Here is a 23,272-nt window from a genome sequence, read left to right as displayed (position 1 = left end):
ATGCTGATCTGGTTCCTGCCCGTCTTCCTGGTGCTCATTCTGATCGGGCTGCCGGTGGTCTTTGCCCTGCTCGCCGCGCCCTTTGGCCTCTTGGTCATGGACGACCAGAGCCGCCAGCTCTCGGTCCTGTACCGCAACCTCTACAACGGCATGGACAGCTTTCCGCTGATGGCGCTGCCCTTCTTCATGCTGGCGGGCGAGATCATGAACCGCGGCGGCATCACCATCCGCCTGGTCGAGTTCAGCCAGGCCATCATGGGCCACCTGCGCGGCGGGCTGGCGCAGGTCAACATCCTCTCCTCGATCCTCTTTGCCGGGCTTTCCGGGTCGGCGGTGGCCGACACCTCGGCGCTGGGATCGACCCTGATACCGGCGATGGAGAAAAACGGCTATTCCCGCCGCTTCGCAGCCGCGATCACCGCTGCCAGTTCCGTCATCGGCCCTATCATCCCGCCCTCGGGGATCATGATCATCTATGCCTATGTCATGGGCGAAAGCGTGGCCGCATTGTTCCTTGCCGGCATCGTACCGGGCATCCTGGTGGGTGTCGGCCTGATGGTCATGGTTCGCCTCATGGCCGACCGCTATGACCTGCCCAAGGCGGAACGCATCGTGGTCAAGGGCCAGACGATCAGCACAACGGAATACTGGGTCAGCCTGATCCTCGTTCGCATCAATCTTGCGGGTCTGTTCTACGCCGTGGCGGCCGCGATCCCCGGCAATTCCGGCGGCTGGGCGGTCTACCTTGCCATGCTGGTTCCGGCGCACTTCCTGCTGATGTACTGGCGCCGGCAGGTCAGCCATGATTTCCGCATCGTCTGCAAGAAGGCCGTCGCGCCTCTGCAGACGCCGATCATCATCCTCGGCGGCATCCTTATCGGCGTCATGACCCCGACAGAGGCCAGCGCGGTCGCCGTGGCCTATGCGCTGGTGGTCAGCTTCCTGGTGCTGAGGTCCATGACGTTGAAGGACCTCTACGAGGTGCTGGCCCGCTCGGCCCTGTCTACCTCGGCCGTGCTTTTGCTGGTCGGCGCGGCGGTGGCCTTCAAGACCGTGGTCTCGCTCTCCCACGCGCCGCAGATCCTGACAGAGATCATCCTCGGCCTGTCGGAAAACCCGCTGATCCTGCTGTTTCTCATCAACATCCTGCTGTTCATCGTGGGTATGTTCCTGGACGCGGGCCCGGCGATCATCATCCTCGGCCCGATCCTGGGCCCTATCTTTGTCGAACTGGGCGTGCACCCGGTGCATTTCGCCATCATCATGAGCGTCAACCTGACCGTGGGCCTGGCCACACCGCCGATGGGACTGGTGCTTTTCGTGGCCTCGACAGTCAGCCGCGAGCGGGTGGAAACCATCGCCCGCGCCATTCTGCCCTTCCTCGCGGTGGAGATCCTGGTGATCTTCCTGATCACCTACGTGCCGCAGATCTCGATGACCGTCCCCTACCTGACCGATTTCATCCGCTGCCCGCCCGATACAGGCTACCTGGCCTGCATCAGTCCGGAGCCGCGATAACGACAGACACCAGCAAACGGGAGGAACCAAATGCTGAAACACCTATTCTCCGCGGCCGCCTTCGCCGCCGTCACCCTGACCGGGGGCACTGCCCTCGCCCAGGACCCGATCAAGCTGGTCGCCACCGCCAACTCGAACGAGGCGGATGAAGACTATGCCGGCCTGATCGTCTTCAAGGACTTCGTCGAGGCCGCGTCGAACGGCGCCATCGAGGTCGAAATCTACATGGGCACCCAGCTGTGCTCGACCGGGGCGGAATGCATCGAGGGCGTGGCCGAAGGCTCGATCGACATCTACATCTCGACCTCCGGCGGCGCGGCGGGGATCTTTCCCTATGTCCAGGTGCTGGACCTGCCCTACCTGATGGCCAACGACCGCGTGGCCGAACATGTCCTGTCGGGCGATTTCGTGCGCACCATGCGGGACATGGCGCTGGACGACAGCGACAACACCGTGCGCCTGATGACCATCGGCAACACCGGCGGCTGGCGCAACTTCGCCAATACCCAACGCCGGATCACCTCGCCCGCCGACATGGAGGGCCTGAAGATCCGGACCGTGGTCGCCGATCTGCCGCAGGAGCTGGTCAAGGCACTGGGGGCCGCGCCGACTCCGATCCCGTGGCCCGAGCTGTTCACCTCGTTCCAGACCGGGGTCGTGGACGGCTCCAAGAACGGCATCACCGACATCATGGGCATGAAGTTCCCCGATGCTGGCCTGCAGTACATCACGCTGGACGGGCACGCCTACATGGGCGCCCTTTGGTGGATGAACAACGAGAAGTTCCTGAATATGGACCCGGCGATGAAGCGCGTCGTGGTTGATGGATTCTATGCGCTGCAACAGGCCACCTTTGCCGCACCGAAACGCGGCGCCATCCAGGCTTATGCGGATTTCGTCGAAGGCGGCGGTGACATCTACGTGCCCTCTCCCGAGGAAAAGGCCGCTTTTGCCGAGGCCGCAAAGCCGGTGCAGGACTGGTTCCGCGAGAACGTCGACGGCGGAGACAAGATCCTCGATGCGCTTATCGAAGCGGTCGAAAAGGCAGAGGCCGACCTTCAGGCCGCCTATGATGCCGATCTGAACTGAGCAGGCATTTTCCTGAACACGGGCCGGGCAGGCAATGCCCGGCCCTTTTGATATTCCGGGACCGTGCGATCCGCTGTCCATTTCCAGGATCTTCCCCCCAGGGGCAGTAACCAGCTGTTAACATCTATTAAGGATACTTATTTGAAACCCAACAAGGGACGTTTCATGTTTTTCTATCTGTGGCTGAACCGCCTGTTCCCCAACAGCTTCACGGCAAAGGTCTTTTTCGTCGCCTTCATCGGCACCCATGTGCCGCTGATCGCGGCAGTCTTCTATGCGTTGGCACGCACCGGCGGGCTGGCGGCTCATCTGGATGTGCTGGGCCTCTTGCTGACCGCAACACTGGTTGGATGCGGCGCTACGCTGGCTGGTCTCTGGGCCCTCCTCACTCCGACGCGGCGCATTCACGCCACCCTGACCGCCATCGAACGTGGAGAGGCACGCGCGCCCCTGCGCGAAGACATCCGGGACGAGATAGGGCTGTTGATGCGGGGCACCAACGCGATGGCCGCGAGCATCGAACGCCGTCAGGCACAGGACCAGGTCGCCATCCTGACCGATCCGCTTACAGGGGTTGCCAATCGACGTGGCTTTGACGCGCATGTTCCGGACACCGGCACCGGGGCCGTCGTCTTTATCGACTTGGACCATTTCAAGCGGATCAACGACACGCTGGGCCATGCCACCGGCGACGCGGTGCTGAAGGAAACCGCTCGCGTGATCGCGGGCGAGGTACGCCAGCGCGACGTGCTGGCCCGTTTCGGCGGCGAAGAGTTCGTGATCTGGCTGCCCGAGGCAAATTCAGAGGATGCATGGCGGGTGGGCGAACGTGTCCGCGCGGTAATTTCCGAAACGCTGGAAGCCGGCGGGCAACCGGTGACCGCCTCCGTTGGGCTTGCCGTCGGCGAAGGCCCCACAGCGATCAAGGCGCTGCTGGATCGGGCGGACGAGGCGCTGTATGCGGCCAAGGACTGTGGCCGCAACAAGGTGGTCGAAAGCATTTCGGGGCCTGCGGAAACCGGCGGTTTCACTTTCGCGCCCGCGCCTCTGCAACACGCGGCAGGCTAGGCCGAGGGTCAGACCTCGCGATCGGAACGACCGACTGCACGGACCGGCACTAGGATGCCGCAGCCACCTGAAAGGCCGGACGCGCCCGCAAACGCGCAAGGTAGTCCGCAAAGGCCGCGCCTCCGTCAGGGAATTTCGCCACCTGCGCCCAGGTCCCGCAATGGCCAAGGATGATGTCCGGCACCAACGGCGAGTCACCCATCAGGTAAGGCCCCTCGGCCTCTTCCATGATGCGTGTGATATTGCGGGCATATTCCGCCGCACAGGCCGGTTTGACCTCGGGGACGCGCTCTGCCTCGGGCAGGACGAAGGTGTGCTTGGACGCGGTCCAGAGCAGTGATTCCACCTCGTCCAGGATGCGGAAGGTCCAGGCATCCTGCTGCGCCCGCGCGATCGTACCGGCCGGATGGGTGAACCCGCCGTGCTTGTCCGCGAGATAGGTCAGGATCGCGGTGGAATCGCGCAACACGGCGTCCCCCTCGACCAGGACCGGGATCTTGCCCAACGGGCTGATTTTGCGGATCTCCTCGGATTGGGGACCGGCGGGCACATGCGAATAGTCGAGGCCAAGTTCCTCCAGCAACCAGAGAACCCGGAAGGCCCGACTGCGAACCGCCCCGTAGACCGTATACGTCATCTGTTTATCTCCCCTGTCTCGATCAGCGCCGGCCAAGATAGGCAAGCCGGACGAAGGCGCGTTCGACCAGCGCCATCTGCGGCGCCTTCTGACCGGCAGACCGCAGCGTAAGATCCGTATCCATGAGCAGTTTCAGCGCCTCTTCCAGTCGCGCGGACGACCAGCTTTGTGCCTGGCGCAGCATCCGGTCGCGGCGCGGACCAAAGATCGGCGGACGCAGTTTTCCGATCCCCTGGGCCGGACCGCCCGGTGCCGAGGCGATGGCGAACAGCGTCCGGAAATGCCGCATCCCCATGATGAGCAGGGTCACCGGCGCCACGCCCTGTGCCGTCAGCCGCTGCATGACCGGGGCAATGTCGCCAGTACGCCCTTCGGCAAGGACATGAAAAATCTCGTCCATCTGTGCCTCGATCGAGGCGGGCGCATTCAGCGTGACCTCGTCCGGGGTCAGCGGCGCCTCGTCCCCGAACTTGTAGAGCGCGATCTTTTCAAGTGTCTGGCGGAAATCGCCCGGCGTCAGGTCGCGCGCAAGATGTTCCAGCGCTCCCATCGCCTCGCGGTCGATGTTCTTGAGACCGGCGCGGGCCAGTTCGGCCTCGATCTCTGCCCGCCCCATCGGATCGTTGTAAAGGGCCGCCGCATAAGCGTTTTTGGCGCCTTCGAACAGCTTCCGCAAGGACGAGCGCGCTGTCAGTTGCCCGGCCGTCGCGATGATCTGCGCATCGCCTTCGCGCCAGTCGCCAAGCGCCGATTTCATTGCTGCGCTGATACCGTCAGCCGCCTCTTCGACCAGCACCGCACGGGGGCCGGGAAAGAAGCCCTGCGCCTTGACCGCATCCAGCAGTTGCGCCGGATCGCGGCGCAGATCGCCACCCACCAGCCGGGTCAGGCGCATTTCGGCCTCGCCCTCGGGGCCGACGATGGCGGCGACGACCTCCTGCCGTTTCATCGCCACGCGCATCACGTCCTCGCCATAGATCAGCAAGCCCGCAACACCCGGATCGGGCTTGCGGAAAAACGCATTCGCATCGCGCGGCGAAAGCTTCATGAAGCGGTGATGTCCGAGAGCAGCAGGTCGTCGATCACCTGGTCCGCCAGCAGGAACATCAGGCGTTTCAGTGCGTCGGTTTCCGCCGCGCGGGTCGCCACGGTCGAGCCGGTGCTGGAATAGCCGGTAAAGGCATTTGTCCGGCCCTGCAGCAAGGTCTTGGCGGTTCCGGCCTCGACCAGCGTGTAAAAGACGCGACCGATCAGGCGATATCGTGTCGTTGTCCCGGCCGAGGTCGACCCCATGTCCTGTTCATCCGTCTGGATGCGGATATCCAACCGGTAGGGGGCAGACGGGCCGCCGCGGCCCAACCGCTCCTCGAACCGGCTATTGAAGTGATAGCCCCTGTTATCGTTCGGGTCCGGCAGCGCCACCGCGTTCAGCAGCGCCCCACCGCCCCCCTGCGGTCCGTAGACCGGGGTGAACCCGCAGGCGCCGAGGGCTGTCGCCCCCAGCAGGATCATTCGCCTGTCATACAACCACATTCACGATCCGCCCCGGCACCACGATCAGCTTTTTCGGCTGGCCCCCGTCGAGGGCCCTCACCACAGCTTCGTGTGCCAGCGCCAGCTTTTCAACCTCTTCCTTGGGCAGGTCCTTGGGCACCTCGATCTCGCCCCGGCGCTTGCCGTTGACCTGGATCGGCAGGGTCACCGTGTCCTCGACCAGCAGCGCCTCGTCCGCCTTGGGCCAGGGGGCGTCTGCGATCAGCCCCTCGCCGCCCAGCATCTGCCAGATTTCCTCTGACAGGTGCGGCGTCATGGGCGACATGAGCTGCGCCAGCGTCCTGGCCGCAAAGGTGCGCGTCTCCTTGCCGGCACGCGATTTCGACAGCGCGTTGGTAAAGGCGTAAAGGCGTGCGATGGCCGCGTTGAAGCCAAAGCTTTCGACACCCATCGTGACATCATGGATGCACTTGTGCGTCTCTTTCAGCAGAGCGGCATCCTCGGCGGTCTCGGGCGCCTCGTTGGCGGCGATCTCGGCGGCGATACGAAAGACACGGCCAAGGTGCTTGTTGGCCGCCTCGGCCCCGCTGGCGGTCCATTCCACGTCCCGTTCGGGGGGCGAGTCCGACAGCACGAACCAACGGGCCGTATCGGCGCCGTAGGTGGCGATGATGTTCATCGGGTCCACCACGTTGCTCTTGGACTTCGACATCTTGGCCGACGGGATGATCTCGACCTCCGAGCCGTCCGCCAGATAGCCCTTGTCACCTTCCAGCCGCACGTCCTCGGGGTAGTGGTAGACCGGGCGGTCGTTTTCATCGCGGGTCTGGTAAATCGCGTGCGTGACCATGCCCTGCGTGAACAGCGCGTTGAAAGGCTCGGCGGCGCTCTCCGGCAGATGTCCGCACTCGATCATCGCGCGGGCGAAGAAGCGCGAGTAGAGCAGGTGCAGGATCGCGTGCTCGATGCCGCCGATGTACTGATCGACGTTCATCCAGTAGGCGGCTTCCTCCATGTCCGTCGGCGTGGTCGCGCGCGGAGCCGTGAAGCGTGCGTAGTACCAGGACGAATCGACGAAGGTGTCCATCGTGTCGGTTTCACGTTTCGCGGGCTTGCCGCAGGACGGGCAGGCACAGTCGCGCCACGTCAGGTGGCGGTCGAGCGGGTTACCCGGAATGTCAAAGCTGACATCGTCGGGCAATTCGATCGGCAGGTTTTCCTTTTTCTCGGGCACCACGCCGCAATCGTCGCAATGCACCACCGGAATCGGGCAGCCCCAGTAGCGTTGCCGCGAAAGGCCCCAGTCGCGCAGGCGGAATTTCTCGACCCCCTTGCCCAGGCCCTTGCCTTCCATGAAGTCGATGGTGGCCTCGATGGCGGTTTCGCCTGTCGCCTCGTCGAGGCCCGCGAAATGGTTGATCCATTTCACCTTTTCCGTCTTGGGCGGCACAAAGGCCTCGGTCTCGACGGGCTTGGGATCATCGAGCGCGACAAAGGTGTCGATCACCGGCAGATCGTACTTGCGGCAGAAATCGAGGTCACGCTGATCATGTGCCGGGCAGGCAAAGATCGCGCCGGTGCCATAGTCCATCAGGATGAAATTCGCGACCCAGACCGGGATTTCCCAGCTGGGGTCAAGCGGGTGCTTGACTGTCAGCCCGGTGTCGTAGCCCAGCTTTTCGGCCTTTTCCAACGCCTCGGCAGTGGTGCCGCCCTTCCGCATCTCGGCCACGGCGGCGGCCAGCTTCGGATCGTCCTTTTCCAGCGCCTTGACCAGCGGGTGATCCGGAGACACGCCAAGGAAGGACGCGCCCATCAGCGTGTCGGGGCGGGTGGTGTAGACCTCGAGGCTGTCAAACCCGTGCGTGGGCGTGCCCAGCTGCCAAGAGAACTGCAACCCGCGCGACTTGCCGATCCAGTTCTGCTGCATCAGCTTGACCTTGGCGGGCCATTCATCCAGCCCGTCGATGGCGTCCAGCAGCTCTCCGGCCATGTCGGAGATCTTGAAGAACCATTGCGTCAGCTCGCGCCGCTCGACCTCTGCGCCAGAGCGCCAGCCCTTGCCGTCAATCACCTGTTCGTTGGCCAGAACCGTCATGTCGACCGGGTCCCAGTTCACCACCGCGTTCTTGCGATAGACGAACCCCTGTTCAAGGAAATCGAGAAACAACGCCTGCTGCTGACCGTAATATTCCGGATCGCAGGTTGCGAACATGCGCGACCAGTCGAGGCCAAAGCCAAGCGGCTTCATCTGGCCGACCATCGTGTCGATGTTGTCGTAGGTCCAAGTCTTGGGGTGACCGCCGGATTTCATCGCCGCGTTTTCCGCCGGCATCCCGAAGGCATCGAACCCCATCGGATGCAGGACGTTGTGTCCCGTCGACAGTTTGTACCGCGCGATCACGTCGCCCATCGTATAGTTGCGGACGTGGCCGATGTGGATGCGACCCGAAGGATAGGGGAACATCTCCAGCACGTAGTATTTCGGCTTGTCGCCGGTGCGGCGCGCCTTGAAGGTCTCGGCCTGATCCCAGGCCTCTTGCCATTTCGGCTCGATCGTAGCGGGGTCGTAACGCGACATGTGTCTCTCTCCGGCGGGCGGCTGTCGGGCCGCGTGATAGGGTGCTGAGCGGTCAAGGTCCAGTGCCAGCGCAAGATGGGTCGGGCCGCGGTGCCCGGAACGCGAGTGATTCCCTTTTACGCACCCGCCGTCTAGGATGCCCCCGAAGGCTGCCCGCCAGAGGCCGCAAGAGGACGCGCAGATGAAGATTCTCCTGATTCACCAGAACTTTCCGGGCCAGTACAAGCACCTTGCCCCCGCGCTTGCCGCGCAGGGCCACCAGGTTGTTGCGCTGACCTGCAAGGTGAAGGAGGCACAGACCTGGCAGGGCGTCCGCATCATCCCCTACGAGATCAAGGGCGCCTCGACCAAGGGCATCCACCCCTGGCTGGCGGACTTCGAGACCAAGATCCTGCGCGGCACCTCCTGCTATCGGGGCGCATTGGGACTGAAGGAACAGGGATTCGAGCCGGACGTGATCTGCGCCCACCACGGATGGGGCGAGAGCATGTTCCTCAAGGACGTCTGGCCCAAGGCGCGACTGGGGCTCTACTGCGAGCTCTACCACCTGACCACGCATCCCTTCGTGGACTTCGATCCCGAATTTCCCAGCCAGAACCCGGCTGGCGACAAGCTGCGAATCCGGATGAAGAACCTCAACAACCGGCTGCACGAAGAGGTCATGGACGCCGGAATCTCTCCCACCCGCTTCCAGGCCGCGACGTTCCCGGATCACTGGCAGGACCGGCTGACCGTGGCGCATGACGGGATCGACACCAACCTGGTGCGCCCGAATCCGGGTGCACGGCTGGAGATCGAGAATGGCCCGACACTGACCCGCGACGACGAGGTCATCACCTTCATCAACCGCAACCTCGAACCCTATCGCGGCTACCACGTCTTCATGCGCGCCCTGCCCGACCTGCTGAAGCGCCGCAAGAACGCGCATGTTGTGATGCTGGGCGGCGACAGCACCTCCTACGGGTCGAAACCGCCCCAGGGAAAGACCTGGAAACAGATCTTCATCGACGAGGTCCGTGGACGAATCCCCACGCCGCACTGGAACCGCGTGCATTTCCTGGGGCGCGTCCCCTACGACCGCTTCCTGGCGATGATGCAGGTCAGCCGCGTGCATGTCTACCTGACCTACCCCTTCGTCCTGTCGTGGTCGCTGCTGGAGGCGATGAGCGCCGAGGCCGCGATCGTGGCCAGCGACACCGCGCCGGTGCGCGAGGTCATGACCGAGGGGGAAACCGGCCTGATGGTGGATTTCTTCGACCGCGCCGCGCTGGTGGACCGGATCGACGCCCTGCTGGACGACCCCGACACGCGAGCGCGCCTTGGGGCGAATGCGCGGGCGCTGGTGCGGGAACAGTACGACCTGCACAGCGTCTGCCTGCCCCGCCACCTGGACTGGGTGCGGCACCTCGGAGACCTGCCCGCGCGGCCGCCACGCGACTGAACGCCGAGCCCTCGGCCAACGCCGGAGAATTCCAAAGAAAAAGGCCGGCACCCGAGGGGCCGGCCCGATATTCGGTGGCGGTCAGAGCATCAAGATCAGAGCCGGCTGTCCTGCCTGCGAAGCTGGCGGGCGCGGGTCAGGATCGCATCCTCGATCGCGCGCACGGTGGCCGGATCGACCGGACCGGACCGGGTGTGCAGCGCCAGGTTCAGCGACCGCGCGTCCAGCGCCGGGTCGCTGATGAGAATCGTTGCCCGGTAGGCCCGACCACCGCCCGGCGGTGTGCCATACCCCGTGGTGATGACGCCCGAGAAGGGATCGACCGTCTGCACCGGCAGGAAATCCAGCACATCCAGCGAGGCATTCCACAAGTACCGGTTCACCGCACCGACGCGGCCCGGATCCTCACGCTTCTTGAAGATGTCCCAGACCGAGCTTTCAGACCGCACTCGGCCCTTTTCCGCTTCTAGATCCCGAAAGATCTCTTCGGCGGGCGGCGTATCGACCGGCTGGCGCGGTTGACCGTTGCCCCCGAGGGATCCGCAACCGGACGTCGCCAGCATCACCGCACACAGCGAGGAGCCGATAAGGATTCGCGACGTGGTCATGGCAGTCCCTCTTGCGTCAACAACACTGCCGCCCTCCATACAAGCGGTACGGACCTGCGGCAAGCACGGATCATGAGCGGGATTCTGCCCAACATTCTGCGCAAGACGCTGCAATAGCGCATAAAGATGGGGCTGGGTAAAAACCCTTGTGGCAATATCGCATCACTGGATTGCTTGTTGCCGAGTAGCTTTCCCGATGGCTTGCATTGCCGCCCCCCCAAAGCGCATAGAAACCCCATCAAGGCCGGGCAATCGGCTTGGTACGTGCCTTTGAACACATGAGGGAAACAATGAAAAAGATCCTGTTCGCGACCACCGCACTGGTTGCAACCGCAGGCGTCGCCGCGGCAGAAGTTGCCGTCACCGGCTTCGCTGAAATGGGTGTGGTCGACGGTGACCACCTGTCCACCGCCCAGTTCCACAGCGACATCGACGTCACCTTCACCCTGTCGGGCGAAGCTGACAACGGCCTGACCTTCGGCGCCACCATCGACCTGGACGAAGCAATCGACCCGAACTACTGCTCGAGCCCGACCGCAGGCGGCACCAGCACCGGTGGTCCGTGCGGCGAGTCCGACATGTCGGTCTTCATCGCCTACGGCGGCGCACGCCTGACCATGGGCGACACCGACGGTGCGTTCGACTGGGCCCTGACCGAAGTGGGCATCGGCGGCGCGATCGCTGACGACCACACCACCCACGCCGGCTTCAACTTCAACAGCGGCCTGGACGGAACCTTTGACGGTCAAGTCGTTCGTTTCGACTATGCCTTCGACGCATTCTCGGTCGCCATCTCGACCGAAATCGACGACACCGGCACCTTTGACCCGGTTTGGGGCATCGGCTTCCGTTACTCCGGCGAGCTGGCCGGCCTGGACCTCGGCGTTGGCCTCGGCTACCAGACCGTTGACCTCGGCGCAGACGTCGACGTGGTTGGCCTGTCGGTCGACACCACCTTCGACAACGGCCTGCAGGCCATCGTGAACTACTCGCAGTGGGACATCGCCGGCACCGACGTTGACCACTGGGGCCTGGGCCTGGGCTACACCATGAACGCCCTGACCCTGTCGGCAAACTACGGTGAGTACAGCTTCCCGGGTTCGGCCAAGGACAGCGGCTTCGGCCTCGCAGCCAACTATGACCTGGGTGGCGGCCTCGTCGTTCAGTTCGGCTACGGCTCGAGCGACATCGACGTCGGCCCGTCGGCGTTCGGCATCGGTGGCGGTCGCTTCGCTGGCATGCCGGCTGGCGACTACGACAGCTACTCGCTGGGTCTGGCAATGTCCTTCTAAGGACACCAGCCAACTGGCTTAGGGAAGAGCGGGCGCTTGCGTCCGCTCTTTTCTTTTGGTTGAACGACCTTCGTAGCGGACAAGAGAGCATGTGATGACGCCCCAGCAGATCAAGACGCAGTTCGGTCGCGCGCTTTCGCAAATCAGCAAGGGGCAACTCGACCCCGCAGAGGTCACTCTGAAGTCCCTTCTGCTGCCCACGAAGGGCGCACCGGAGGTGCATTTCCACCTGTCCCGCATCGCGGAGGCGCGGGGAGACACCAAGGCGCAGGTCCTTGAACTGGATCGAGCGCTTGCCAAGAAGCCCTACGAAAAGACGCTGCTCAAGTCCGCGATCGAGGCCTATTCGCGCCTGGAGGAATCGGACAAGGTCCTGGGCCTGTATGACCGCCTGATCTCGGCAGACCCGAAATCCAATCAACCGCGCGGTGAAAAAGCCGTCTACCTTCAGCATCTCGGCCGCTTTGACGAGGCAGAAAAGATCCTGCGCTCTCTCGTGAAGCGCGTCCCCCGAAACGGCGAAATCTACCGCGTGCTCGGCTCTGGCCGCAAGATGCCCAAGGGCGACCCGCTGCTGGAGCAGATGCTGTCGCTCTGGAAGGATGACCAACTGCCCGAGATGTCGCGCATGCACCTGGGCTTCGCCCTGGCCAAGGCAATGGAGGATATCGGCGCGACCGAAAAGGTCTTTGTCTACCTCAACCGGGCGAATGCGTTGCAGCGCCAACAGGCCCCATACGACCCGGCGGAACGGGAGGCGGAATGGCGCGCCTACCTGGACGCCCAGGAAAGCGACGACTACACGACGCTGGGCCATGATCAGGCGCCGCGCGCGGTCTTTGTCACCGGGATGCCGCGTTCGGGGACAACCCTTGTCGAACAGATCATCGCCAGCCACAGCCAGGCCCATGCGGGCGGCGAAATGGGCCATGCCCTGAAACAGGCGGTGGCGCAATTCGGACCGGCACAGAAAATGTCGCCGCTGGCCAAGCTGTCCGAGGCCAAGCTGTCCCACTGGGCCGAGGCCTACACGCGGCTGGTGCGCCGCGACACGGGGCAGACAGGCGGCGTCGTGACCGACAAGTCGATCCAGACGCACATGGTCTTTGGCCTGATCGCGCGCGGCTTGCCCGGCGCACGGATCATCGTGGTGCATCGTGATCCGCGGGACACCGCGCTGTCGATCTACAAGAATCATTTCAAGCTGGGCACGCACCGCTATGCCACCGACCTGGCCGACATCGCCGATGCGATCAAGATGTTCCGCCGGTCCGTAGAGCATTGGAAGCAAAGGATTCCAGATCGAATCCACGAAGTGCGCTACGACGACCTGGTCTCTGATCCCGAACCCAACGCGTGGGCGCTGGTGGATGCTGCCGGACTGGACTGGGAAGAGGCCTGCCTGAACTTCCACAACTCGAAATCCGGGGTGAAGACGCTGAGCCTGATGCAGGTCCGGCAGCCGATTCACGCCGGGCGGCGCGAGGCGTGGCGCAAGTACGAGCGCGAATTGGCGCCCTTCATCGAAGCCTGGGGAGACGAACCGTGGGATTGAGCGAGATACAGGACAGGATCGCCAAGGCCTGTACCGAGGCAGGGCGCGATACGAGCGAGGTCCAGCTGATCGCGGTTTCCAAGGTTCAGCCGCTGGACCGGGTCGAGGCCGTGCTGGAAGAGGGCCACCGCCTGTTCGGTGAGAACCGCGTGCAGGAGGCGGCAGGAAAATGGCCGGATTTCAAGGCCCGCTTCGGCGGAGTCTCGGTCCATCTGATCGGGCCGCTGCAGACCAACAAGGCACGTCAAGCCTTTGAATTATTTGACGCGATTCATTCCGTGGACCGGCCCAAGCTGGCCCGCACGATCGCGCGCATCGCGCAGGAAGAGGGGCATTGTCCCGAGCTGTTCATCCAGGTGAACACCGGCGAAGAGGAGCAGAAGGCCGGGGTGCTGCCTGCCGATGCGGATGGGTTCATCGCGGAATGCCGCGAGATGGACCTGCCGCTGCGCGGGCTGATGTGCATTCCCCCGGTCGAAGAGACGCCGAGCCTGCATTTCTCGCTGCTGAGGAAGATTGCGGAACGCAACGGGCTGAGCGGCTTGTCGATGGGGATGAGCAGCGATTTCGAACAGGCCATCGCGCTGGGGGCGACCCATGTGCGGGTCGGTTCGGCCATCTTCGGGGACCGGGTCAAGACCTGAACCGGGGCACCGGCAGTTTGTACGTTCTGTACAAAACGTACGGGCTTTCCAGCATTTTGTACAAGCCGTCAGGGTCTTGTTAACCCGGGCCTTTTCGGGACTGTGCGCGCCATTGTTGTTTCCGGTCCGGAAACGAGCAACATGCGCCCGAAGTCGCGGCTAAGTCCAGATTGCACCCCGCATCGGTCCAGCCTACTCTGCGCCGCATGGCAATCCCGGTCGAGACCTTTCACCTGTCCCCCAGCGCGCAGGGCACGCTGCAGGCGCGCATTCAACAAATGGTGGCCGAGGGCATCCTGGACGGACGGTTCCAACGGGGCGAAAAGCTGCCCTCAACCCGCAAGCTCGCCCGGCACCTGGGCGTCAGCCGGATCACGGTCACGCTGGCCTATACCGAGCTGCTGGCGAACGACTATCTCGCCTCGCGCGGGCGATCAGGGTATTTCGTCTCTGACAACGCGCCAGAGCCGCCGGATTTCGGCACGCCGCCGGACCGGGCAGACAGGGTCGACTGGGGCGAGGCACTGGCGCAGAGATTCGCCGACGGGCCGCCTCTGGGCATGGGCAAACCCGCCGACTGGACGCGCTACAAGTACCCCTTCATCTACGGGCAGGCTGACCCGACGCTATTCGATCATGCCAACTGGCGGCTGTGTGCGATGCAGGCGCTGGGGGCGCGGAACTTCGACGCGCTGACGCAGGACCAGTTCGACGCGGACGACCCGCAACTGGTCAGTTTCATTGCGCGCCACACCCTGCCCCGCCGCGGAATCCTGGCCCGCCCGTCGGAAATCCTGGTCACGCTGGGCGCGCAGAACGCGCTGTGGCTGGCGGCGCAGATCCTGGCCACCGGGCGCGACGTCGCGGTCGAGAACCCCTGTTACCCGGCGCTGCGGCAGATCCTGCGGCAGGCACGCAGCCGCCTGTCGCCGGTGCCGGTGGACGAGGAGGGGCTGCCGCCCGAGGCGGTGCCGCGCGGCACGCGGGTGATTTTCACCACGCCCAGCCACCAGTGCCCGACCTCGGCCACGCTGCCCCTGCCGCGCCGCAAGGCCCTGCTGGACCGGGCGGCGGAACTGGGGGCACTGATCGTGGAGGATGACTACGAGTTCGAGATGTCCTACCTGACGCCCCCCAGCCCGGCTTTGAAAAGCCTCGACGAAGACGGGCGGGTGATTTACGTCGGCTCGTTTTCCAAGTCGCTCTTTCCGGGGCTGCGGCTGGGCTATCTCGTGGGGTCCGAGCCCTTTATCCGCGAGGCGCGGGCGCTGAGGGCCAGCGTTCTGCGCCATCCGCCCGGACATGTGCAGCGCACCGCCGCGCACTTTCTGAGCCTTGGCCACTACGATGCGCTGGTGCGGCGCATCGGCAAGGCGCTGGCGGCACGCCGGGCCGTCATGGAAGAGGCGGTTGCGCGGCATGGGCTGCGGGTGGCCGGGCGTGGCGCGCATGGCGGGTCAAGCCTGTGGATGGAGGCGCCCGAAGGTGTGGACAGCGGCAAACTGGCCGAACGGCTGCGCGCCGAAAGCGTGCTGATCGAACCCGGCGCGCATTTCTTCGCCGGCGACCGCGCGTCGCAACGGTTTTACCGGCTGGGTTACAGCTCGATTCCCTCGGAGCGGATCGGAGACGGGGTGAGCCGCATTGCCGGGATGCTGGACAGCGGGACCGGCCTTACCTGAACGGGTACATCCAGACGCGGTAGTCCTCGACCAGGACCTCGGCCCGCTTGCGCTGTTCGCGGGTCATGCGCGGGGTCAGTTCCTCCAGCGAATCCGGTGCGTCCACGTCGCCGCCGATGGCCGACAGCGCGTACCAGAGGTAGGCCCGGACAAGATCCGGCGCGGGCAGGCCCTGCCCCAGTTCATAATACCAGCCCAGGCCCGACTGGGCGCCCGGATGGCCCTTGAGCGAGGCGCGCAGATACCATTCAAAGGCCCGTTCGGGATCTTTTTCCACCCCGAGACCAAGCGCATACATGACGCCGATCAGTTCTTCGGCATCGGCGTTGCCCGACCGGGCAAGAACGCGAAACTGGTCCATCGCAGCGGGAAAGTCGCCCGCCTCCATCAGGTCGCGCGCCTCTTCGAGGTCGGCGGCAAGAACGGGGTTTGAGAAGCCCAGCAAGCCTGCCAGAATGACCGCATGCGCGCCTTTCGCCCTGCCCTGCATGTGCTCTGCCTCCTCTGGCTTGCTGTCGCGGCCCGCGCCGAGCCGGTGTCGATGGAGGATTTCATCGACACGGCCCCCGCGCAAGCCCGGCTGGGCCAGTTGCTGTTCTACGATCCCATCCTCAGCGGCAACCGCAACATTTCCTGCGGCACCTGCCACCATCACAGTCTGTCCAGCGGCGACGGGCTGAGCCTGGGGATCGGCGAGGGCGGCGAGGGGCTGGGGCCAAAGCGCAGTCCCGGCACCGGCGCTGACATGATCCGCAAGCGCATCCCCCGCAACGCACCGGCGTTGTGGAACCTCGGGCACAGGTCGGTGCGGGTGATGTTCCACGACGGGCGATTGGAAGTGTCGGAACAGTTCGGCAACGGGTTTGACAGCCCGGCCGAGGAATGGCTGCCGCAGGGGCTGGACAACATACTGGCCGCACAGGCGCTTTTCCCGCTGACGGCACAGTTCGAGATGGCGGGAAACGTGGGCGAGAACGCGGTGACGGGCGCCGTGCATGACCGGATCGACCTGGGCTGGCCGGTGCTAGCGAAACGCGTACGGACGATTCCCGAGTATGGCGCGCTGTTCGTCGAAGCCTTCGATCACATCGACCATCCAAGCGAGGTCACGATCGTCGAGATCGGCAATGCTCTGGGGGCGTTCATCGCCGCCGAGTGGATCAGCATCGACAGCCCCTGGGACGACTGGCTGCGCGACGGCAGGCCCCTGCCCGCCCCGGCCGAACGGGGGCGCCAGTTGTTCTTTGGCAAGGCCCGCTGCGGCACCTGTCATTCCGGGCCGCTGTTCACTGATCAGGGGTTCCACGCCCTTGGCCTGCCGGCCTTCGGGCCGGGGCGCACGCGGGTCTTCGATCCGATGCCGCGCGACGTGGGCCGGATGGGAGAGACCGACCTGCTGGAGGACGCCTATCGCTTTCGCACACCATCCCTGCGCAACGTGGCGCTGACCGCGCCCTATGGGCACAACGGCGCCTTTGCCACACTGGAGGGGATCGTGCGGCACCACCTGGACCCGGACGCCAGCCGGGCGGCCTGGCAGGAGGCCGAGGCCCGCCTGCCCCGGGTGCCCTGGCTGGCCGCCGGGGACTTCGCGATCCGGCAGGACCGGATCGAGATGGCGCGGCAGGCGCGGGCGCTGGACATCGTGCCGGTGGCGCTGAGCGATGCCGAAGTCGCGGATCTGCTGGCCTTCCTTGAGTCCCTGACCGGGGCCGGCGTGGATCGGCGGCCAATGGGGCGGCCGGAGCGGGTGCCCTCGGGGCTGCCGGTGGATTGAGCCCCGAAAACCCAAACGCGCCGGGCAACGGCCCGGCGCGTCGGCAGATTGGTCAGCGGATCAGCGGCGGAAGCTGTCCTGGTTGTCAAGGAACCACTGGTAGGTCTCGCGCACGCCGTTTTCCAGGTCGATCGAGGCTTTCCACCCCATGTCGGCCAGGCGGCTGACATCCATCAGCTTGCGCATGGTGCCGTCGGGCTTGGTCCGGTCCAGTTCGATCTTGCCCTGGAAACCCGTCACTTCGGCCACCATCTGCGCCAGTTCCAGGATCGAGACATCGACGCCGGAACCCACGTTGATATGGCTCAGCTGCGGCTGGGTGTTGGCATCGTAAGTGGCCTTGTCCAGGTCCAACACGAAAAGCGAGGCCTCTGCCATGTCGTCGACGTGCAGGAATTCGCGCCGGGGCTTGCCGCTGCCCCAGATCACCACCTCGTCCTTGCCCTCTTGCGCGGCCTCGTGGAAGCGTCGGATCAGGGCGGGCAGGACGTGGCTGTTTTCCGGGTGGAAGTTGTCCCCGGGCCCATAGAGGTTGGTCGGCATGACCGAGCGATAATCCACGCCGTACTGGCGGTTGTAGCTTTCGCAGATCTTGATGCCGGCGATCTTGGCGACGGCATAAGGTTCGTTGGTGGGTTCCAGCGGGCCGGTCAGCAGCGCGGCCTCGCGCATGGGCTGCGGCACGGCCTTGGGGTAGATGCAGGACGACCCCAGTTGCAGCAGCCGCTCCACCCCCGCCTCCCAGGCGGCGTGGATGACGTTACACTGCACCATCAGGTTGTCGTAGATGAACTCTGCCGGGTAGCTGTTGTTGGCCAGGATACCGCCGACCTTGGCCGCGGCCAGCACGACGATGTCGGGCTTTTCCTCTTGCATGAAGGCCTTGACCGCCGCCTGGTTCGTCAGTTCCAGCTCGGCATGGGTGCGGGTGACGAGGGTGATGTCCTCCCCCGCCTCCTGGCGCTGCTTAAGCTTGCGGGTGATGGCCCCGCCCACCATACCGCGATGGCCTGCGACGTAGATCTTGGGCATAATGTGCCTCCTGACTTCGAATGGCGATCGCGCGGGAGGGAACTCAGCCGTTTTCCAGCGCGACGGGAATATCGTAACCGTGTTCTTTCAGAAGTGCATGGCGACGCGCGACCTTGTGGTCGGCGGCGACCATTTCGGCGCACATTTCCTGGGCCGTGATCTCGGGGACCCAGCCCAGCTTTTCCTTGGCCTTGGTCGGATCGCCCAGCAGGGTTTCCACCTCGGCGGGACGGAAATAGCGCGGATCGATGCGCAGCACCACGTCGCCCGGCTTGACCGCCGGGGCCAGGTCACCGGTCACGGCTGCGACGGTGGCGATCTCGTTCACGCCCTCGCCGGAGAATTCCAGCTCGATCCCCAGTTCCTTGGCGGTCCACTGGATGAACTCGCGCACGGAGTATTGAACGCCGGTGGCGATGACGAAATCGTCGGCCACCTCCTGTTGCAGCATCATCCACTGCATCCGGACATAGTCCTTGGCATGGCCCCAGTCGCGCAGCGCGTCGATGTTGCCCATGTAGAGGCAGTCCTGCAGGCCCAGTGCGATATTGGCCATGCCGCGGGTGATCTTGCGGGTCACGAAGGTTTCGCCGCGGCGCGGGCTTTCGTGGTTAAACAGGATGCCGTTGCAGGCGTACATGCCATAGGCCTCACGGTAGTTCACCGTGATCCAGTAGGCGTACATCTTGGCCACCGCGTAGGGGCTGCGCGGGTGGAAAGGCGTCTTTTCGGTCTGCGGGATTTCCTGCACCAGGCCGTAGAGTTCCGAGGTCGAGGCCTGGTAGAACCGGGTGGTCTTTTCCATGCCCAGGAAGCGGATCGATTCCAGCAGGCGCAGGGTGCCGGTGGCGTCCACGTCGGCGGTGTATTCCGGGGCCTCGAAGCTGACCGCCACATGGCTTTGGGCGCCGAGGTTGTAGACCTCGTCGGGGCGCACCTCGGACAGGATACGCGTCAGGTTCGAGGTGTCGGTCAGGTCGCCGTAATGCAGGGTGAAGTTCTTACCGCTGGTGTGCGGATCGTGGTAGATATGGTCGACACGCTCGGTGTTGAAAAGCGAGGCGCGGCGCTTGATGCCGTGCACTTCGTAGCCTTTCTCAAGAAGCAGTTCCGCCAGGTAAGAGCCATCCTGACCAGTCACACCCGTGATAAGAGCTTTCTTCATCAATCAACCATTCTTTGCTGAGGCGGCCGCATAATCGACCGGTGTCCGCGTCGGCGTCCGCATATCGTAGTTTCCCACGGAGGCGCAACTTGAAAGCGGCCACCTGGCCGGGGGGCCGGAAGACGGGCGAAAAAGCGCCAAAAATTTGCACGCGGGCGCTGTTCGGGCAAGGCGTTCCTGCGCTCCCGGCAGGGATGTCGGCGAGCCCGGAATGACCTGCACAGCCACCTGTGACGGGCGTCGCGGCGTGGAAACGACCATCAAAGAGGCAGCCGCCCGGCGATGACCCTCCGCGCGGTTTCCGCGCCGTCATGATCGCTGGACCGATCCCGCCGAGTCGGGTAACAGGCGCCCGTGAATTGACGCACGTGACCCGGAAAAACGGACGATGCCAGGCATGGCCCGCCCTCCCGGAAACAGACTGGAACATTCTATGAAGCCGCGATTTTTCCAAGTTGGGTTCAACCGTTGCGGGACGACATCCATTGCCGACATGCTGGAACGCCAGGGCCTGACGGCGGTTCACCATTCCTACCTGCGCGACGGCGAGAAGCGGAATATCGCCCTGACCATCGCCGACAACCTGGAACAAGGACGGCCGCCGCTGGACGGAATGGACGATATCGACGCCTTCACGGACGTGGAATACACCTCGGAAGAGCGGATCGTCGAAGGCTACAAGCATTTCCGCGAGATCGCCGCCGCCTATCCCGAGATGAAGTTCATCCTCAACATCCGCAAGCGCGACGACTGGATCAAGTCCCGGCTGGGCTTTGCGAATTACCCCGAACGCTATGCCGCCTGCTATGGCCTGACGCGTGAACAGGTGATCGAGAAGTGGGAGCGTGACTGGGATACGCATCTTGCCGCCGTCCGCGCCGAGATCCCGGCGGAGCGGCTTTTGATCATGGATATCGACGCGCCGGACCCGGAGGCGGTCAACGCCTTCTTTGACTTCGACGCGGGATCGGCCTTTCGCCGCCGGAACAAGTCGATCAACGGGCCGCTGGCAAAATGGGCGCAGAAAGCGCTGCCCAAGGGGTTGGTCAAGGTCGTCCCGAACCGCTGGAAGAACTACCTCAAGGACTTCTGACCCAGCGCCGGTCACGTGACCGGCCGGGCCGTGACACGCCGCCAGCCGTTGCCGGAACGCCCGGGCACCGGACTGTGGCGCAGGCCGCTGTTTACCGGACCAGCCAATAACCTTGTCGCTCTCGGGAAGACCGAAGGACGGGCCACGCCACTGAAGCGCTGTTGAACGCAGTGCGGGTGACTGGCGCCTGTCCGGCCTCGGCTTCCCCTAGGAAACGCTGACTTTGAACAGTCACGCTCAGACGAGGTAATTCAATGGGACTCCTGAACCTGGAATCGGCGAGCATCGCCCTTGACCACAACAGCACCCCGGTCGCCCACGCCAAGAAATACATCATGTGGGCCGGCACCGACCAGGCCTGCCCGGTCTACAGCGACGTGGGGCTGACCACGATGATGGCCAACCCGTTGGTGGCGGACGAGAACGGGCAGTTCGAGCTGTGTTTCCTGGTCGACGGCGACTACAAGGTCGTCATCACGACCGACCGGGACAAGATCCTGTTCAGCCAGGATGACATCTCGGTCACCTCGCCGCTCTCCTTTGGCACGGCCAAGACCTTCAACACCGTCTCGCAACTGCTTGCGGACCGGGTTCTGGGCTACGGGGTTGCACTGGGCCGCAGACGGGTGTCGCTGGGCGAGAACATCACCGTCAACGAGTGCGGCTTTACCTACCGCGTGCTGTCGCCCAGCGCATCTGCCCCGGACGTCATCACCGCAGGCGGGGTCAAGCTGAAGGTGGTCGCGACCGGAAACGGGTTCGACGTGCGTGCCTTTGGCGCAGTGGGCGACAACGAGGCCGATGACGGCCCCGCCATCCAGAAGGCGCTGGATGCCGCCTCTGTCGACGGGGGCGGCTGCGTGATCCTGCCGGTCGCGCCCAAACGCTGGTTGACGACACAGACGCTGATCGTGCCGCCCTCGGTCTCTCTGATCGGGTCGGCGCGAACCGGCGGCACCCGTGGTGGCGGGACGTCGAACCACGCGGTGACGCTGAACTACACCGGCACGGGCGCGGCGATCCAGCTGGGCACCGGGGCCGTCACCTGCGTGTCGGCGGCGGTCGAGGGATTGGCGATCGTGTCGGAGCCGGGCTATCCGAACTACCGCAACTTCGTCGGCATCCTGGCGTATGACTTCCGGAAGTCGCACCTTCGCAACATCTATATCGAAGGGGCGGAGACGGCCTTCTGCTTTACCGGAGAAGGCGGGGCCGTGGCCTATGTCGACACCGACAACCTGAATGCCTACGACTGTGTCAAAGGTGTCGAGATCGAATGCCCGACGCCGCTGGGACAGGTTTCGCCCTTTATCCAGGCGCTGCACCTGGGGGTGCGGGAAATCAACGGCTGCGGCACCGGAATCCGCCTGGGCGGCGGACAGCAGAACCACAGCCGGATCGAGCTGCGCGCGGCCGAACTGGGCGCTTGTGACATCGGAATCCTGGTGGATGGCGACAGCGGCGGCAAACGCCTGACGTGGCAGATCGACGGCCAGGCCTGGTTCGAACACAACACCAACGGCAACATCGTGCTGAATGCCGGGACGCTCTATGTCTCGGGCGACATCACCCAGCAGGACAGCAACGTCAGCGGCGGCTTCATCCAGAACGGCGGCCGCCTGATCCCGCTGGGCCGCGCCGCCTTCGAGGATTACTCGATCCATTTCACCGGCTTCACCTCGCGCGGGCTGGTGCGCGCCTGGTCCTTCGTCGATGAGGGTGACGACCATTTCCACTGTCCGATCAGCGGCGCACGGGCCGAGGTGATCGGCGGCGGCAGCAAGACCGGCACGCACACCCGTTACGGCGATGGTGTCGCGGGTGACGGATCCGGCGGCGGGGTGATCATCAACGACACCAGCATCGACTGGACCGCGGACTGGACCGTGGGCTTTCTGTGCTACAACACCACCAACGGCAACCACCTGGCCTTCAGCATCGAGGACAGCGTCACGGACAGCTCGCTGGACCTGTCGCCCCGCCCCGGCTACCTGCGCGTGCGCACCGAGGACAACGGCGGCGGCCGGGTGAGCGACGACCTGGGCAACGTGCAGGACAACTACCTGCGGCAACCGGTCTGGTACGTCATCAGCCACGATGCCACCGCCGGGACGATCCGTTTCCACGCCCCCAATGGCGAGGCGATCAACGAGGTGACGCGCGCGGTGCCCCCGGCCCTGACCTCTGGCGGATACACCGACTGGAAGCTGAACGGCGGGCAGAATTCGACCGTGGTGATCGACGAGGTGCTGGTCTATGATCGGCTGCTGTCCCCGGACGAGATCATGGCCCTGGTCGAGTTGCGGACAAACGCGGTGGCGGCCCTGGGCCGCGATCCGCGCGGCGGCATCAACCGACGCGGCACCCTGCAGACCAGCACCGACGCCAATGGCGAGATCACCTTTGCGCATGGCCTGCTGAGCCAGCCGGACTTTACCGCGGCGCAGATCACCGGCGACAACGACTACCGCGCCAAGACCAAGCTCTTTGACGCGCAAAACATGACGGTCGTGGTCAAGGACGGAGCCGACCTGCCGCTGGCCAGCACGCCCGTCACCCTGTCCTGGCGGGCCGAGATCTGACCGAACGCGCCGGG

19 protein-coding genes are annotated in these 23,272 nt (G+C 64.5%); 11 read left to right on the top strand and 8 right to left on the bottom strand.

Annotated features, from left to right (window positions below; all coding sequences use genetic code 11):
* The 3 genes from BLQ71_RS13520 to BLQ71_RS26020 all read left to right on the top strand — a co-directional run bounded on the left by BLQ71_RS13520 (window position 1) and on the right by BLQ71_RS26020 (window position 3,675).
* Window positions 1–1,518: a TRAP transporter large permease gene (locus BLQ71_RS13520; protein WP_069210889.1), complete on the top strand. Its 1,518-nt coding sequence runs from the start codon at window positions 1–3 to the stop codon at window positions 1,516–1,518.
* Between the two features lie 30 nt (window positions 1,519–1,548).
* Window positions 1,549–2,607 carry a TRAP transporter substrate-binding protein gene (locus tag BLQ71_RS13515; protein ID WP_043137249.1) on the top strand — a complete coding sequence of 353 codons (1,059 nt, stop codon included), beginning with the start codon at window positions 1,549–1,551 and terminating at the stop codon, window positions 2,605–2,607.
* A gap of 165 nt (window positions 2,608–2,772) precedes the next feature.
* The gene (locus BLQ71_RS26020) at window positions 2,773–3,675 is read left to right on the top strand and encodes a diguanylate cyclase (protein ID WP_133066131.1); all 903 of its coding nucleotides are present in this window, start codon (window positions 2,773–2,775) and stop codon (window positions 3,673–3,675) included.
* 49 nt (window positions 3,676–3,724) lie between these two features.
* Here BLQ71_RS26020 and BLQ71_RS13505 read toward each other — a convergent pair whose 3' ends face one another.
* Genes BLQ71_RS13505 through leuS form a run of 4 tightly spaced genes read right to left on the bottom strand, consistent with a single transcriptional unit; the run spans window position 3,725 to window position 8,387 of the window.
* Entirely contained in the window at window positions 3,725–4,312 is a 588-nt protein-coding gene (locus BLQ71_RS13505; RefSeq protein ID WP_074622088.1) for a glutathione S-transferase family protein, read from the bottom strand.
* A gap of 22 nt (window positions 4,313–4,334) precedes the next feature.
* Window positions 4,335–5,360, bottom strand: coding sequence for a DNA polymerase III subunit delta (gene holA / locus BLQ71_RS13500; RefSeq protein ID WP_043137253.1), 1,026 nt, complete (start codon window positions 5,358–5,360; stop codon window positions 4,335–4,337).
* On the bottom strand, window positions 5,357–5,824 hold the full coding sequence (gene lptE / locus BLQ71_RS13495; RefSeq protein WP_229754860.1) for an LPS assembly lipoprotein LptE: 468 nt from the start codon (window positions 5,822–5,824) through the stop codon (window positions 5,357–5,359). Before lptE ends, holA begins: the two co-directional genes overlap by 4 nt.
* 7 nt (window positions 5,825–5,831) lie before the next feature.
* A complete protein-coding gene (leuS, locus tag BLQ71_RS13490; protein ID WP_074622086.1) occupies window positions 5,832–8,387 on the bottom strand; it encodes a leucine--tRNA ligase in 2,556 nt (851 codons plus the stop codon).
* Window positions 8,388–8,568: 181 nt separating this feature from the next.
* Here leuS and BLQ71_RS13485 point away from each other — a divergent pair, with 181 nt between their 5' ends.
* Window positions 8,569–9,828, top strand: coding sequence for a glycosyltransferase (locus tag BLQ71_RS13485; RefSeq protein WP_043137260.1), 1,260 nt, complete (start codon window positions 8,569–8,571; stop codon window positions 9,826–9,828).
* Window positions 9,829–9,923: 95 nt separating this feature from the next.
* Here the strand turns inward: BLQ71_RS13485 and BLQ71_RS13480 are convergent, their stop codons facing one another.
* Window positions 9,924–10,436, bottom strand: a complete 513-nt coding sequence (locus tag BLQ71_RS13480) for a DUF3576 domain-containing protein (RefSeq protein ID WP_074622085.1) — start codon at window positions 10,434–10,436, stop codon at window positions 9,924–9,926.
* A 290-nt stretch (window positions 10,437–10,726) separates the two neighbouring features.
* Here BLQ71_RS13480 and BLQ71_RS13475 point away from each other — a divergent pair, with 290 nt between their 5' ends.
* The 4 genes from BLQ71_RS13475 (at window position 10,727) to pdxR (ending at window position 15,609) form a co-directional block, all read left to right on the top strand.
* Entirely contained in the window at window positions 10,727–11,728 is a 1,002-nt protein-coding gene (locus tag BLQ71_RS13475) for a porin (RefSeq protein WP_043137263.1), read from the top strand.
* Window positions 11,729–11,822: 94 nt separating this feature from the next.
* Window positions 11,823–13,283 (top strand): tetratricopeptide repeat-containing sulfotransferase family protein, encoded by a 1,461-nt coding sequence (locus BLQ71_RS13470; RefSeq protein ID WP_074622084.1) that lies wholly within the window; start codon window positions 11,823–11,825, stop codon window positions 13,281–13,283.
* A complete protein-coding gene (locus tag BLQ71_RS13465) occupies window positions 13,274–13,927 on the top strand; it encodes a YggS family pyridoxal phosphate-dependent enzyme (RefSeq protein WP_074622083.1) in 654 nt (217 codons plus the stop codon). The genes BLQ71_RS13470 and BLQ71_RS13465 overlap by 10 nt, the downstream gene beginning before the upstream one ends.
* A 206-nt stretch (window positions 13,928–14,133) precedes the next feature.
* Entirely contained in the window at window positions 14,134–15,609 is a 1,476-nt protein-coding gene (gene pdxR, locus BLQ71_RS13460) for a MocR-like pyridoxine biosynthesis transcription factor PdxR (RefSeq protein WP_074622082.1), read from the top strand.
* Here the strand turns inward: pdxR and BLQ71_RS13455 are convergent.
* A complete protein-coding gene (locus BLQ71_RS13455) occupies window positions 15,602–16,099 on the bottom strand; it encodes a tetratricopeptide repeat protein (protein WP_052244259.1) in 498 nt (165 codons plus the stop codon). The two genes, pdxR and BLQ71_RS13455, sit on opposite strands and share 8 nt — an antisense overlap.
* A 51-nt stretch (window positions 16,100–16,150) precedes the next feature.
* On the opposite strand from BLQ71_RS13455, the gene BLQ71_RS13450 reads away from it, so the two are divergent.
* Window positions 16,151–17,386, top strand: coding sequence for a cytochrome-c peroxidase (locus BLQ71_RS13450; RefSeq protein ID WP_373286041.1), 1,236 nt, complete (start codon window positions 16,151–16,153; stop codon window positions 17,384–17,386).
* 60 nt (window positions 17,387–17,446) lie between these two features.
* On the opposite strand, the gene fcl is transcribed toward BLQ71_RS13450, so the two are convergent.
* Together fcl and gmd are read right to left on the bottom strand one after the other, a co-directional pair.
* Window positions 17,447–18,418: a GDP-L-fucose synthase gene (fcl, locus tag BLQ71_RS13445; RefSeq protein WP_043137277.1), complete on the bottom strand. Its 972-nt coding sequence runs from the start codon at window positions 18,416–18,418 to the stop codon at window positions 17,447–17,449.
* Window positions 18,419–18,461: 43 nt separating this feature from the next.
* Window positions 18,462–19,583 (bottom strand): GDP-mannose 4,6-dehydratase, encoded by a 1,122-nt coding sequence (gene gmd / locus BLQ71_RS13440; RefSeq protein ID WP_043137280.1) that lies wholly within the window; start codon window positions 19,581–19,583, stop codon window positions 18,462–18,464.
* Window positions 19,584–20,016: 433 nt separating this feature from the next.
* Here gmd and BLQ71_RS13435 point away from each other — a divergent pair, with 433 nt between their 5' ends.
* Both BLQ71_RS13435 and BLQ71_RS13430 read left to right on the top strand, forming a co-directional pair.
* Entirely contained in the window at window positions 20,017–20,676 is a 660-nt protein-coding gene (locus BLQ71_RS13435; RefSeq protein WP_074622080.1) for a sulfotransferase, read from the top strand.
* A gap of 254 nt (window positions 20,677–20,930) precedes the next feature.
* Entirely contained in the window at window positions 20,931–23,258 is a 2,328-nt protein-coding gene (locus BLQ71_RS13430; RefSeq protein ID WP_043137284.1) for a LamG-like jellyroll fold domain-containing protein, read from the top strand.
* Window positions 23,259–23,272 lie beyond the last annotated feature (14 nt).

The sequence above is a fragment of the Antarctobacter albus genome (genome assembly GCF_900101505.1).
GTDB classification, from domain to species: Bacteria; Pseudomonadota; Alphaproteobacteria; order Rhodobacterales; family Rhodobacteraceae; genus Antarctobacter; species Antarctobacter albus.
Note: the sequence above shows the minus strand (reverse complement) of the source record. Positions and strands in the feature narration are given on the sequence as shown.

Coding starts and splice junctions, on each gene's coding strand:
- BLQ71_RS13520 (WP_069210889.1), top strand. CDS start 1: ATGCTGATCTGGTTCCTGCCCGTCTTCCTGGTGCTCATTCTGATCGGG.
- BLQ71_RS13515 (WP_043137249.1), top strand. CDS start 1,549: ATGCTGAAACACCTATTCTCCGCGGCCGCCTTCGCCGCCGTCACCCTG.
- BLQ71_RS26020 (WP_133066131.1), top strand. CDS start 2,773: ATGTTTTTCTATCTGTGGCTGAACCGCCTGTTCCCCAACAGCTTCACG.
- BLQ71_RS13505 (WP_074622088.1), bottom strand. CDS start 4,312: ATGACGTATACGGTCTACGGGGCGGTTCGCAGTCGGGCCTTCCGGGTT.
- holA (WP_043137253.1), bottom strand. CDS start 5,360: ATGAAGCTTTCGCCGCGCGATGCGAATGCGTTTTTCCGCAAGCCCGAT.
- lptE (WP_229754860.1), bottom strand. CDS start 5,824: ATGATCCTGCTGGGGGCGACAGCCCTCGGCGCCTGCGGGTTCACCCCG.
- leuS (WP_074622086.1), bottom strand. CDS start 8,387: ATGTCGCGTTACGACCCCGCTACGATCGAGCCGAAATGGCAAGAGGCC.
- BLQ71_RS13485 (WP_043137260.1), top strand. CDS start 8,569: ATGAAGATTCTCCTGATTCACCAGAACTTTCCGGGCCAGTACAAGCAC.
- BLQ71_RS13480 (WP_074622085.1), bottom strand. CDS start 10,436: ATGACCACGTCGCGAATCCTTATCGGCTCCTCGCTGTGTGCGGTGATG.
- BLQ71_RS13475 (WP_043137263.1), top strand. CDS start 10,727: ATGAAAAAGATCCTGTTCGCGACCACCGCACTGGTTGCAACCGCAGGC.
- BLQ71_RS13470 (WP_074622084.1), top strand. CDS start 11,823: ATGACGCCCCAGCAGATCAAGACGCAGTTCGGTCGCGCGCTTTCGCAA.
- pdxR (WP_074622082.1), top strand. CDS start 14,134: ATGGCAATCCCGGTCGAGACCTTTCACCTGTCCCCCAGCGCGCAGGGC.
- BLQ71_RS13455 (WP_052244259.1), bottom strand. CDS start 16,099: ATGCAGGGCAGGGCGAAAGGCGCGCATGCGGTCATTCTGGCAGGCTTG.
- BLQ71_RS13450 (WP_373286041.1), top strand. CDS start 16,151: ATGGAGGATTTCATCGACACGGCCCCCGCGCAAGCCCGGCTGGGCCAG.
- fcl (WP_043137277.1), bottom strand. CDS start 18,418: ATGCCCAAGATCTACGTCGCAGGCCATCGCGGTATGGTGGGCGGGGCC.
- gmd (WP_043137280.1), bottom strand. CDS start 19,583: ATGAAGAAAGCTCTTATCACGGGTGTGACTGGTCAGGATGGCTCTTAC.
- BLQ71_RS13435 (WP_074622080.1), top strand. CDS start 20,017: ATGAAGCCGCGATTTTTCCAAGTTGGGTTCAACCGTTGCGGGACGACA.
- BLQ71_RS13430 (WP_043137284.1), top strand. CDS start 20,931: ATGGGACTCCTGAACCTGGAATCGGCGAGCATCGCCCTTGACCACAAC.